The organism is Microbacterium oleivorans (assembly GCF_013389665.1).
GTDB lineage: Bacteria > Actinomycetota > Actinomycetes > Actinomycetales > Microbacteriaceae > Microbacterium > Microbacterium oleivorans_C.
Map to the genome: position 1 here is coordinate 1,560,416 of NZ_CP058316.1, position 11,932 is coordinate 1,572,347.

The 11,932-nt window shown below is 71.6% G+C and carries 10 protein-coding genes; 2 read left to right on the forward strand and 8 right to left on the reverse strand.

Translation table 11 applies throughout. The annotated features are described in order from the left end of the window. Positions 1–2 precede the first annotated feature (2 nt). The 7 genes from HW566_RS07465 to HW566_RS07495 are packed head-to-tail and all read right to left on the reverse strand — an operon-like array spanning position 3 to position 8,319. Complete coding sequence (locus tag HW566_RS07465) at positions 3–1,022, reverse strand: P1 family peptidase (protein WP_256728920.1); 1,020 nt, start codon at positions 1,020–1,022, stop codon at positions 3–5. Further along, positions 1,019–1,789: an ABC transporter ATP-binding protein gene (locus tag HW566_RS07470; protein ID WP_178011699.1), complete on the reverse strand. Its 771-nt coding sequence runs from the start codon at positions 1,787–1,789 to the stop codon at positions 1,019–1,021. Before HW566_RS07470 ends, HW566_RS07465 begins: the two co-directional genes overlap by 4 nt. Beyond that, a complete protein-coding gene (locus HW566_RS07475) occupies positions 1,786–2,763 on the reverse strand; it encodes an ABC transporter ATP-binding protein (protein WP_178011701.1) in 978 nt (325 codons plus the stop codon). Before HW566_RS07475 ends, HW566_RS07470 begins: the two co-directional genes overlap by 4 nt. After that, the gene (locus HW566_RS07480; RefSeq protein ID WP_178011703.1) at positions 2,760–3,644 is read right to left on the reverse strand and encodes an ABC transporter permease; all 885 of its coding nucleotides are present in this window, start codon (positions 3,642–3,644) and stop codon (positions 2,760–2,762) included. The genes HW566_RS07475 and HW566_RS07480 overlap by 4 nt, the downstream gene beginning before the upstream one ends. After that, positions 3,641–4,606 (reverse strand): ABC transporter permease, encoded by a 966-nt coding sequence (locus tag HW566_RS07485; protein ID WP_178011705.1) that lies wholly within the window; start codon positions 4,604–4,606, stop codon positions 3,641–3,643. Before HW566_RS07485 ends, HW566_RS07480 begins: the two co-directional genes overlap by 4 nt. A 1-nt stretch (position 4,607) precedes the next feature. Continuing rightward, positions 4,608–6,218 (reverse strand): ABC transporter substrate-binding protein, encoded by a 1,611-nt coding sequence (locus HW566_RS07490; RefSeq protein WP_178011706.1) that lies wholly within the window; start codon positions 6,216–6,218, stop codon positions 4,608–4,610. Between the two features lie 31 nt (positions 6,219–6,249). Next, on the reverse strand, positions 6,250–8,319 hold the full coding sequence (locus HW566_RS07495; RefSeq protein WP_218621658.1) for a primary-amine oxidase: 2,070 nt from the start codon (positions 8,317–8,319) through the stop codon (positions 6,250–6,252). A 115-nt stretch (positions 8,320–8,434) separates the two neighbouring features. Here HW566_RS07495 and HW566_RS07500 point away from each other — a divergent pair, with 115 nt between their 5' ends. Together HW566_RS07500 and HW566_RS07505 are read left to right on the forward strand one after the other, a co-directional pair. After that, positions 8,435–9,457 carry a LacI family DNA-binding transcriptional regulator gene (locus HW566_RS07500; RefSeq protein WP_178011708.1) on the forward strand — a complete coding sequence of 341 codons (1,023 nt, stop codon included), beginning with the start codon at positions 8,435–8,437 and terminating at the stop codon, positions 9,455–9,457. After that, complete coding sequence (locus HW566_RS07505) at positions 9,454–10,608, forward strand: CaiB/BaiF CoA transferase family protein (RefSeq protein ID WP_178011710.1); 1,155 nt, start codon at positions 9,454–9,456, stop codon at positions 10,606–10,608. The genes HW566_RS07500 and HW566_RS07505 overlap by 4 nt, the downstream gene beginning before the upstream one ends. On the opposite strand, the gene HW566_RS07510 is transcribed toward HW566_RS07505, so the two are convergent. Beyond that, positions 10,598–11,926 carry a PucR family transcriptional regulator gene (locus tag HW566_RS07510; RefSeq protein WP_178011712.1) on the reverse strand — a complete coding sequence of 443 codons (1,329 nt, stop codon included), beginning with the start codon at positions 11,924–11,926 and terminating at the stop codon, positions 10,598–10,600. The two genes, HW566_RS07505 and HW566_RS07510, sit on opposite strands and share 11 nt — an antisense overlap. Between the last annotated feature and the right edge of the window lie 6 nt (positions 11,927–11,932).

Consider the following 11,932-nt stretch of genomic DNA (forward strand, 5'->3'; position numbering starts at 1 on the left):
GCTCAGCCCGCCGCGCACAGGATCGCGTCCCACGCCGTCTCACCCGCGAGCGTGGCGACAGCGGTGGGGTTCAACGAGAGACGACCGCTCGGGGTCGACGGGTCGACGGGGAGCTCCACCTCGTCCGTGGTCAGCGCGAACAGCGTGTCGCCGTCCATCGAGGTGTGGAACGGCTGGATGCCACGGTGCATCGAGCTGTGGACCTGCAGGGCGAACTGCTGCAGGTCGGTGTCGTTCAGGCGCACGTTGGTCACCACCGCGGTGATGGTCGTGTTACCCGACACGGGGGCGGCGAGACGCGCCTGGGAGACGGCGGCCTCGTAGTCCTCGGCCGGATGGCGCCGCGCGCCGGTGTGAGCGTCGTAGTTGCCGCGGACGATCCGACCCGTGCGATCGACGATGACCCCGTAGGGGTTGAGCACGGTCACGACCAGGACCTTCACGTCGCCGATCTGCCGGAACGCCGCCCCTTGACCGGTGAACTCCACTCGCGCCGGGTCGACCTTGCCCGCGGAGGCCGAGGCGCCGCCGCCGACCCGTCCCACCTCCACGATGCCGGCCCGAGCGGCCCCGTAGGCCGAGCGGCCGAGAGCGGCGTCGGGGAAGACGCCGTTGTCGCGGACGGAGTAGTCGTAGATGATGGCGCCCGAGACCAGCTGCAGCTCGTCGAAGCCGGCGCGGTGGTCGACGCGGTCGAACAGAGCCTCCGACACCCCGGCGACCGCTGACAGGCCGTAGACCGATCCCCCCGCGAGGCAGATGGCGTGGTTGAAGCCGTACAGCCCGCTCGCCCCCACCGCACCCCCGCGGCGATCGGCGTACGTGCGGGCACCGTCGGGGATCGAGACGACCGTCGCCCCCGTGGGGCCCTCCGCGTACTCGGCGGTGCCGATCAGCACGCCCGGGAAGTCGTAGGCGATCTGTCCGCGATCTGTTCCATGGACGGCCTCCAGCGCGAAGTCGGCGTTGGAGGCACGTGCGCCCAGCGAACGGACGGGCGCGAGGCGGGGGGATGGGGTCACGATGAGAGCTCCTGGAACAGTTGACGCGAATAGGGATGAGCGGGTGAGTCGTAGAAAACCGCGGTCGGTGCGAGTTCGACGATCTCGCCCTTGCGCATGACGGCGACCCGGTGCGAGATGTAGCGCACGGCGGCCAGGTCGTGAGAGATGAAGAGCGCCGCGAACGCGTGCTCGTGCTGCAGGTCGTGGATGAGGTTCAGGATCTGCGCCTGCACCGAGACGTCGAGGGCGCTGACGGCCTCGTCGAACACCACGAACGCGGGATGGGTGACCAGTGCCCGTGCGACGCTGACCCGTTGCAGCTGACCGCCCGAGAGCTGGTGCGGCCGCCGCTGCTCGAACGAGCCGGGCAGGCCCACCGCCTCGAGCATGTCGCGGGCCCGCATCTCGAGCGCACGGCTGCGTCGCTCGTGCACCAGAAGCGGCTCGAGGACGGCATCGAGCACGCTGGAGCGGGGGTCGATCGCCCATCGTGGATGCTGCAGCACCGCCTGGATGCGACCCGCTCGCGAACGCAGGCTGCGGGCCAGCGGCGCCCCCTCGAATCGGACGACACCCCGGTCGGGGCGCTGCAGACCGAGCACGACGGCGCCCGTGGTCGACTTGCCCGACCCCGACTCTCCGACGAGCCCCAGGGTCTCGCCGGGAGCGATGTCGAAGGAGACCCCCGACATCGCCTGCACCGAACGCCGAGCCGGCCCGAAGCCCGACGTGAAGCGCACCGAAACGTCGTCGAGCTCGACGACGGCACGCGAGGAGACGCTCATGCCGACACCTCCGTGGGGTTCCCGCTCCGCACGAGCTCGTCGGTGCGGATGCACAGGCTCGCACGCACCGGACCCGGCTGCGGCCGGGTGGTCGCGCAGGCCGCGACGCTCACCGCGCAGCGCTCGCTGAAAGCACAGCCCGCCGACTCGCCGTGCAGCACAGGGGGCGCTCCGGGGATGCTCGCCAGCCGTTCGCCCTGCCGCATCCGCGAGGGGTCGGTTGCGGCGAGTGCCCGGGAGTAGGGGTGCACCGGGGTACCGAGCACGTCACGGGCACGACCGCGCTCGACCACCCTGCCGGCGTACATCACCGCCACGTCATCGCACCAGCGCGCGACGGCGGGCAGGTCGTGGCTGAGCCACAGGATGGTGGTGCCGAGCGCGCGAGCCTGGGCGAACATCAACCGCACCACCTCTTCGCGTACCTGGCTGTCGAGGGCGGCGGTCGGCTCGTCGGCGATGAGCAGACGCGGACGCCGGCACATCGCCAGGGCGATCGCGACCCGCTGCGCCATCCCGCCGGAGACCTGGTGCGGGAACAGCGGCAGCACGCGGTCGGGGGCGTCGATCTGCATCTCTTCGAGCAGCTCGCGTCGGCGGGAGGTCGAGGCATCCTGGCCGGTGCTGCGGAGCACGAGCTGGAGCTGCCGGCCGATCCGCATGGTGGGGTCGAGCGAGCCGATGGGATCCTGGGCGATGTAGGCCAGCTCGTCGCGCCGATATCGGCGGAGCGCCGCGGTGCCGAGGCCGAGCACGTCGATGCCCGCCACCTCGATGCCGCCTCGGACGATCCTCGCGGAGGGGGGTTGGAGGCGGCCGAGGACGGACGCCAGGGTCGACTTGCCCGAACCCGACTCGCCCACCAACGCCAGCGAGGAACCCTCGTCGATCTCGAGGTCGACGCCGTCGAGGGCTCGCACCGTGGTCGACCCGACGAAATCGAGGGCCAGGTCTCGGATGGTCACGGCGCTCATGTCAGGGACCTCGTTTCGCGGGGCTCGAGCCGGTCTCGCAGGCTGTCGCCGATGATGTTGATGCACAGGATCGACGCGACGAGCACGGCGCCGGGGACGATCAGCAGGTGCGGGGCCAGGGTCATGTAGAGAGTCCCCTGCTGGATGAGGAGGCCGAGCGAGGCCTCGGGAACCTGGACGCCGAAGCCGAGGAAGCTCAGGCCGCCCTCGACGAGGATCGCCACCGAGAGCGCATAGCTGGCCTGGACGATCACCGTGCCGGCGATGTTCGGCAGCAGGCGCCGGACGAAGACGACCGGGGTGCGCACGCCGCTGATGCGCGCCGAGACGATGAAGTCGCGTTCGGCGACGGCGCGGGTGGCGATGCGGACGACGCGTGTCATCAGAGGGATGGTGATGGCCACGATGCTGATGATCGCCGCCGGCCGGCCGGGGCCGAGCAGGGCCGAGACGAGGATGGCGAGCACGAGGGCGGGAAACGCGTAGAGCACGTCCACGATGCGCATCACGACCTCGTTCGCCGACCCGCCGAAGTACCCCGCGATCATGCCGAGCAGGGTGCTGACCGCAGCGGAGCAGAGCACGGCGGCGATCGACACGACCAGCGTCGTGGCGATGCCCTCGAACAGACGCGGCAGGAAGGAGCGTCCGAGGTTGTCGGTGCCCAGCGGCGCGTCGAGGCTCGGCGGTTGGAACCGGGCGCCGATCGTCGCGCTCGTCGATCCGGTCGCTCCGGTGAGGGTGGCGACGACGGTCACGAGCACGACGACGGTCAGCACCAGGATCGCGCCACGGGTCAAGGCGTCGATGTCGCGCCAGACGAGCCGGGTGCGTCGGCGCGCGCCGACGAGCCGTTGTGTCGTGGTCGGGGTGACGGTCATCGCCGGCTCCCTCCGGTCAGGCGCAGGCGGGGGTCGAGCGCGTTGGAGACGAGGTCGACGACCAGGGCCGCGAGGATGAACACCATCGCCGCCAGGAGCACGGCGGCCTGGATGATCGCGTAGTCGCGACGGCCGAGCGCGGTCTGGAGGTACGACCCCATCCCGGGGACGTTGAACACGAACTCGACGATGACGGTGCCGCCCAGGAGGACGGCGACCAGCGCTCCGACGATGGTGAGGATCGGGGCGGCCGCGTTGCGCAGGACGTGGTGGCGGACGATGGACAGCGGGGTCTCGCCGCGCGCCACGGCGGCCTGGACGTGCGGCTCCACGAGGACGTTCAGCACGGCGTCGCGGGTGTTGCGGGCGACCACCGCCACGCAGCCCACCGACAGCACGACGATCGGCAGCACGAGCGAGCCGAAGAACCTGCCCGGGTCGACCGCGAAGGGGGCGAACTGGCCGACCGACAGCCCCAGACCGAGCGTCGAGACGGCGAAGACGAGGAGACCCGCGAGCAGGAATTCGGGAAGGCTGATGCCCAGCGCGCTGAGCAGCTTTCCTGCGGCGCCGGCCGACCCGCCCGAGCGCAGCGCTGACGCGAAGCCGAGCGGGATGCCGATCACCAGGGTGACGACGATCGTGATCGCGGCGATCGTCGCCGTCACCGGCAGGCGGGCGGCGAACTCCTCCGACACCGACACGTTGGAGACGAAGGAGTACCCGAGGTCACCGGTGAGCACGCCGCCGACCCAGCGGAAGTACTGCTCGACGATCGGAGCGTCGAGCCCCGACGCGGCCACGGCCTGGGCCCGCTGCGCCTCGGTGGCGAGCGGACCCAGGACGAGGTCGGTGTAGTCGCCCGGCATGAGCCGCACGGAGGCGAAGATGAGCACGGAGACCCCGATCAGCGTGACCAGCGCCGCCAGCACGCGCCGGAGCGACCACAGGATGACGGTCATGTCAGCCGGCGCGGAACTCGGTGATGCGCCGGAGGACGTCGCCGTAGCCCTCGTCGCTGCTGATGCTCGGGCTCAACGAGCCGGTGTTCCAGCCGATGATCGAGGGACGCAGCACCAGCGGCACCATCTCGCTCTGCTCGTCGGCCAGCGAGCACAGCTGTGCGAAGGCATCGGCGCGATCGTCGCCGGGCTGTGCCGAGGCTCCGGTCGCGATGAGCTCGTCGAGCTCGGGGGAACCCGACATGTACACGGACGAGAAGCCGGCGAGCGCGGGGCTCCACCACGTGGTGACCATCGCCGGATCGGCGTAGCCCGCGAACCAGCTGAGGGCGAGGTCGAAGTCGGACGGGTCGGAGTAGACGCGGCCCGAGTACGTCGCGTAGTCGAGCTGCTCGATCGAGACGTCGACCCCGATCTCGGCGAGGTTCTGCTGGATGACCTGCGCGATCTGGGCGAGGACCGGTTCGTCCGTGTACACGAGCAGATCGAGCTCGAGTCCGCCGACGGCGTCGATCGCGCTCGTGGCCGCCGCGAGGTCGCGATCGGCGGAGGGCAGATCGGCGGGGTCGCACGAGTCGGGAAGACTCACCGGGGTCACCCCCGACGCCGAGGCCGAACCGCCGAAGACGAGATCGTTGATCGTCGCGCGGTCGATGGCCGAGTTGATCGCGAAACGCACCCCCTCGTCGGTGAGGGCGGGATCGCCGCCGATCGAGTTGATCATCAGGTAGTGGAAGTCGGTGTTGCGCTGCGTCGCGACCCGAACGTCGGATGCACTCGTCAACAGCGCGGCCGAGTCCGTCGAGTTCAGGATCGCCAGGTCGGCGGAGCCGTCGCGCAGGGCCGCTGCGCGGGTGGCCTCGTCGCCGACGATGTCGATCGTCAGCGACGAGAAGCCGAGGTCGGCCGCATCCGGGTGATGCTCGTTCGGAACGAAGGTCCACTGCTCGTCCTGGCGGTGGGCCGACGCGACGAGGGGGCCGGTGCCGAGCATCTCCTGTGTGATGTCGACCTCGCCCGACGCGATCTCGCTCATCGGCAGGATCGCCGCGGGCGTGTTGGCGAGGGCGGCGAGGAAGGGCGTGTAGGGCTCCGACAGCGTCACGGTCACCTCGCCCGCTCCCGTCGCCGCCACCGACGCGACCGGGCCGAGCTGGCCCGTCCAGGTGACGGGGTTGTCGATGAGCCGCTGGATGCTGCCCACGACGTCGTCGGCGGTCATCGCGCGCCCGTTGGAGAAGACGGCGTCATCGGCGAGGGTGAAGACGTACTCGGTGTCGCTCGCGGTCTCCCAGGAGGTCGCCAGACCGGGGGCCACCTCGAGGTTCTCGTCGATGGTGGTGAGGGTCTCGTAGACGAGCCCTTCGAGCATCCAGGATCGTGCGGTCGCCGCCCCCTGGGGATCGAGCCCGCTCGCCTCGGCGGTGTCGTAGTCCACCTGGACGACGAGCTCGCCTCCGGCGGGAGCAGCGCTGTCGGCCACCGCGAGGAAGCCGGGGGCGACCTCCTCGGAGGTGGCGGCGGGCGCGGGGGCGGATGCGGCGCTGCATCCGGTGGCGGTCAGAAGCGCGACCGTGCCGATCGCGACTCCGATTCGTGTGCGTTTTCTCATGGCGGTTCCTCTCGAGGTGCCGGCCCGCGGTTCAGGGTGCGGGGCTCGACGGCGGGACGGTGAGGTGGTGCTGATGGTGCGCGTGGAGCGAGTGGTGCGGGCTGGACCCCGAGCCGGCCGCCTCGTGGGCGCAGGAGCAGGAGGTCGTGGACGCCGGGACGTCCAGGGTCGGGTTCCGGTCGAAGAAGTCGTGGGGCTTGAGGGTGAACCCGCACGAGTCGACCGGCATGATGGGCCAGTCCTCCAGTCGCGGGAAGTGGGTGAGTCCGAAGGTGTGCCAGAGCACCAGTTCGGCGGGCTCGATCGTCGCGTCGTCGGCGATGAAGGCGGGGAGCCCCTGCTCGCCGACGCTCTGATTGACGATCGTCCCCGCGGGGTAGCGCTCGTCGGGGTCGTAGGCGGTGACCCAGAGGTCGGCGGTGGCGAATCGGGCCCGCGAGGCGATGACCGACTGCGGGTGAGCCTGCAGCACCGGCTTGCCCTCGGGCGTCAGGACGTACGACACGGGGCGGCCGAAGCGGTTGCGTGCGGTGGCGCTGCTCACGCGCCAGGTGCGGTCGACCGACGCGTCCGCTCGACGCACCGCGTCGCTCTCGCGCGTCAGGCGGGTGGCGGTGAAGCCGATCGCGGTGCCGTGCGGATTGCCGTCGTCGATGGGCACGGTCGTCACATCGACCTCGTCGATCACGGCGGGCCCGTCGTCGACGGCCATGTCGAGCCGCGCGCAGAAGAGGTGCTGGTGGTAGGGCGCGGCCAGGCCCGGGGCGAGTTCGCTGGCGAAACGGCTCGTCCGCTCGTCGTAGGCCGCGGTGAAGACGAGGCCCGTCGCCTTGGCCTCGAACTCGATCTTGCCGTCGAGGTACAGATACCAGTAGAAGCCGTAGTCGTAATTGCCGACGGTGACGAAGAACGACACCACCAGACGCCGCTGACGGCGGACGTCGCTGGTGCCGGTGAACTGCTCGGTGTGCTTCCAGAGCACGCCGGCATCCTCCTCGTGGATGCAGATGGCGTTGGGCAGCACCTTGACGTCGCCACGGGCGTCGGCGATCGGCACGTCGAGGTAGGTGATGTCGCCGACGCAGTCGCAGCCGAGCTCGAGGGAGTTCACCAGACGACCCAGGAGGTACTCGCCGGTGTCGAAGTAGTTCTGCCAGAACCGCACCGGCCCGGGGTCGCCGTACGGCACGAGCATCTCGGCGATCGAGGCGCGGTGCACGATCGGACGTACCCGATCGGCATCCTCGAATCCGATGCCGTGCAGAACCAGGCCTTCGCGCATGTCGTAGCCGATGCGCAACGACCACTTCTCCCAGGTCAGCACATCGCCCTCGAAGGAGAAACTCGGCCCCTCCGGCTGCTGGATGACGATCGGCCGCTGCGTCGTGCGCTCGGGGCCGAAGGTTCCGGGCACATGGTAGTCGGCGGTCTCCTGCGGGATCGGCATGACCCCGGTGTCGACGACCTGCGCGACGGCGCGGGCGGCCAGATCGACGTAGGCGACGAGGCCGTCGATCGGGTGCGCCCACGGCATCGTCTGCGGGGTCGGCTGGTGGTGCGCGAGCACCCGCGCGAGCCGCCTGCCGTCCTCGCCCTCGATCGGGTAGCGCCCGGCCGAGAGTCCGGCCAGCGCGACCGTCGACGGGTCGGTGATTCCGCGCAGCGCCAGCGCGGCGAGCCAGCGTTCGTCGACGGCGAGGAGGTCACGGATGAGCGCGTGCTCCTCCTGCAGCAGCGGAACCTGACCGCTGACGTCGTGTTCGATGGGGGCGTCGTACGCGAGAAGCTCCGCGTCGAGGTCGACCGCGATGTCGCGGGCAGTCCCGCTCGCGATGTCGAGCAGCTGCACGCGGGCGCGGCGCGCGACCGGCCGGCCGGCGGCGACCTCGCGGCGATCGGGCTCATCGAGGCCGATGTAGGCGATGCGGTGCCCGTCGTCGAGCGCGCCGTTCGCGCGGAGGATCTGTGCGGCGCGCTGGAGTTCCCGCTCAGAAAGCGTGGCGAAGGGGGCGCCCGACTCGTCGCCGAGACGGCGCGAACGCTGGGTGTGCGTGCTGGTGGTGGTGCAGGAGCAGGTCATCGCATCTCCGGTCTGGGGCATCCGCGGTCGGGTGCCGGAACGTTCCGGCAAAAGTATGCGAGACGTCGGTTACGGCGCAAGACCCCAAATGTTGCGAGCGCGTTACGGTCGGATCGGTGTGATTAGACTCGGCCGCATGCACGGGTCCGGCAGAGCGCGCCTCATCGACGTGGCCCGCCGCGCAGGCGTGGCGAAGACGACGGCGTCGGATGCGCTCAGCGGCAGCGGTCGGGTCTCGTCGGCCACCCGCGAGGCCGTGCTGGCAGCCGCCGCGGAGCTCGGGTACACCGTCAACGCGGCTGCTCGGCATCTTCGCACCGGTTCCGTCGGCACGATCGGCATCGTGCTGCCCGAGGTCGTCTCGCGCTCGTCGTACTACATGGCCTTCACCTTCGGCATCGTCACGCACGCCGCCGCCCACGACGTCGACGTCACGATCGTGAGCCCCTCGGTCTCCTCGGGCCGGTCCCGTCCGCTGCGCGCCGACGGGCTCATCATCGGCGACCCCCTCGCCGGCGATCCCGCGCTGCCGGCGCTCTTCGCATCCGGCATCCCGATCGTCACCCAGGAGCACCTGCCGGCGGGCGTCGACGGCGATCCGGTGGGTGTCGTCTGGTCGTCGCACGAGACGGGGATGCTGCGCCTGTTCGACGAGATCGACCGAACCGGCAGCCGGCATCCCGCGCTCGTCGTCGCCCCGGACTCGTCGGACTGGGGACGCCAGCTCGTCGCAGGCTACCGGCGCGCCTGCGCCGACCGAGGCCTCGACCCCGTCATCGCGCCGGTCTCGTTCGAGTCGCCGTGGATCGAGGTGCGAAGTCGCACCGAGGCCCTTCTGGCCGAGCGGCCCGAGACCGACGTCATCGTGTGCGGTCCCGATTCCAGCGCGATCGAGGTCGTCGCGACCCTCGAGCGACTCGGCCGCGTCGTCGGCGAGGACATCACCGTGGTCTCGTGCGTCGACCACCCGTCGCTGCCGTTCCTGCGCCCGTCGATCACCTCGATCGACCTGCGGCCCCGCGAGTCCGGCGTCGCCTGCGCGAGCCTGCTGCTCGACGTGCTCGAGGGTCGGCGCTCCCGCGGTGCCGACGTGGAGTTCCCCATCGCCGTCGTGGCTCGCCAGTCGACGGCTCGCGAGCTCGGGCGGGTCCGCGCGTGAGCGCCCCACTCGAGGGCGTCGTGATCGCCGACTTCTCGCGCGTGCTGGCCGGCCCCCTCGCGACGATGACGCTCGCAGACCTCGGTGCGCGCGTCATCAAGATCGAGCGGCCCGGCAGCGGCGACGACACCCGCGCCTGGGGACCGCCGTACGCGCCCTCGGGCATGACCACCTATTTCGAGTCGGCGAACCGGGGCAAGTCGTCCATCACGCTCGATCTCACCGATCCTCCGGACCGCGAGCGCGCCTCCGAGATCATCGCCCACAGCGACGTCGTGATCGAGAACTTCCGTCCGGGGCAGTTCGCGCGTCTCGGATTCGCCTGGGAGACGCTCTCGGCGCGACATCCGGGTCTCATCTACGCCTCGATCAGCGGATTCGGCACGTCGGGCGGCGCCGACCTTCCGGGGTACGACTTCGTCGCTCAAGCCGTCGGCGGCCTCATGCACATCACGGGCGAACGCGACGGCGCGGCGATGAAGGCGGGCGTCGCGCTCGTCGACGTGCTCACGGGCAAGGACGCGGTGATCGGTGTGCTCGCCGCGCTGCGTCGCCGCGAGCTGACCGGCCGCGGCTCGCGCGTGGACGTCAACCTCCTCTCCAGCCTGCAGGCGGCCCTCGTCAACCAGGCCTCGGCGCACCTCGGGGCGGGCGCCGAGCCCGCGCGACTGGGCAACCGGCATCCCTCGATCGCGCCCTACGAGGTGCTGCGCTGCGCTGACGGGCCGCTCGCCGTCGCCTGCGGCAACGACGTGCAGTTCGCCCGGATGACCGCGGCGCTGGGCGTCCCGGAGCTGGCCGGACAGGAACGCTTCGCCACCAACGCCGCGCGCGTGGGCAGTCGCGACGACCTCGCGTCGGCCCTCGAGCATGCTCTCGCCGCTGACACCGCGGCGGCATGGGCGCAGCGCCTGAACGCCGTCGGGGTGGCCGCGGGCGTCGTCAACACGATCGGCGACGGGATCGCGCTCGCCGAGGATCTCGGGCTCGATCCCGTGTACGACACCATCGGTGAGGATGGACGCGTGTCGCGTCAGGTACGGCCCCCGATCGTCTGGCAGCCGCCGGTCGCGAGCGCCCCCACGGCGCCTCCCCGACTCGGTGAGCACACCGACGACGTCCTGGCCTGGCTCGCCGGTTTCAGCGACTGACCGGGCGCAGTGCGATCCACAGCTCGGCGGCGACGTCGGGGTCGGCCAGGCTCGCACCCATCGCGCGCTCGGCTGCGGCGACCCGCTGCCGGACGGTGTTGCGGTGGACGCCCAAGTGGCGCGCGGTCTGCTCGATCCGCCGACCCTCCGCGAGGTGGGCTCGCACCGCCGTGCGCAGCTCCGGCGTGAGCACGGCCAGCCACGCCGCCGCCCGGTCGTCGGGCTCGACCACCGAGACGCCCGGCGGAGTGCTGCCGTGCAGCGCGATCGTGCGCGCTGCTACGACGGCGACCTCGGCGAGCGGCACCGGGGCGCTCGTCGCCCCCGGCTGGGGCAGGTCGTCGACCTCCACGAGGGCGAGCCGGCGACCGTCCTCGACGATCGACAGCGGATGCGGCGGGGCTTCGGCGCCGGCGACGGTGACCCGGACGACCCGCGGCACCTCGACGCCCGCCTCGCGTGCGAGGGCGCGGGCCGCGTCGGCCTCGCCGGCGAAGGCCAGTCGAGCGACCCACTCCGCCGGCTCGGAGCCGCGGTCGAACGCCGATCCCGCGCGCAGCAGAGCCGTAGCGGTGAGCGCGAGCTGCCGGTCGACGCGCGAGAGCGGCCGACCCGAGCCGATCGCGAGGGCCCCGGCGGTGCGACCGCGCACCTCGACGGGGAAGACCACGGCGACCGCACCGTGCGCGGCGAACGAAGCGGCGGCGACACCGGACCGGCGGAGCGATCGCTGGACGTCGGCGACGACGGACGGCAGCAGGCCCGACAGACCGGGTGGGTGGAAGTGGGCGGCGCCGTCGCGAGGCGACGCCGGCACCCACGCGGCCCAGCCGCCGACCGCTTCGGCCACGGTGCGCACGATCGCCGCGTGGGGCTCGTCTCTCGCGGCGGCCTCGGCGAGACGGGTGTGGGCGGACGCGGCCCGCAGGCCGGCGTCGCGCTCGACCCGGCGTTCGAGGGCGGTGAGCGCGCGGGAGACGGCCAGGAACGGCACGCCGTCGGGGACGACGAACAGCGGGATGCCCGCCTCACGGCAGCGGGCCGCGAAGCCGGGAGGAGGCGCATCCCACCCCTCTCCGAGGCCGAGGCCGAGCGCGCCGATGCCCTGTTCCGCGAGGGCGCTGACGTACGCGTCATCGCCCGGACCCCCGGTCACCGGAATGCCGGTGGTGAGCAGGAGCTCTCCGCCGGCGAGATAACGCCCGGGCGCAGCGAGCTCGGAGACGTGCACGCCGGTGACCGCGCGCGACGGGTCGAAAGGTGTCACGGGGACGAGTGCACCGTCGGCGGACTCGAGCAACTGGGCCAGGGTCGTCACGCCCCT

Excerpts from the sequence above, each read along its gene's own strand:
- HW566_RS07470 (WP_178011699.1), bottom strand. The coding sequence starts at position 1,789 with ATGAGCGTCTCCTCGCGTGCCGTCGTCGAGCTCGACGACGTTTCGGTG.
- HW566_RS07475 (WP_178011701.1), bottom strand. The coding sequence starts at position 2,763 with ATGAGCGCCGTGACCATCCGAGACCTGGCCCTCGATTTCGTCGGGTCG.
- HW566_RS07480 (WP_178011703.1), bottom strand. The coding sequence starts at position 3,644 with ATGACCGTCACCCCGACCACGACACAACGGCTCGTCGGCGCGCGCCGA.
- HW566_RS07485 (WP_178011705.1), bottom strand. The coding sequence starts at position 4,606 with ATGACCGTCATCCTGTGGTCGCTCCGGCGCGTGCTGGCGGCGCTGGTC.
- HW566_RS07490 (WP_178011706.1), bottom strand. The coding sequence starts at position 6,218 with ATGAGAAAACGCACACGAATCGGAGTCGCGATCGGCACGGTCGCGCTT.
- HW566_RS07495 (WP_218621658.1), bottom strand. The coding sequence starts at position 8,319 with ATGCCCCAGACCGGAGATGCGATGACCTGCTCCTGCACCACCACCAGC.
- HW566_RS07500 (WP_178011708.1), top strand. The coding sequence starts at position 8,435 with ATGCACGGGTCCGGCAGAGCGCGCCTCATCGACGTGGCCCGCCGCGCA.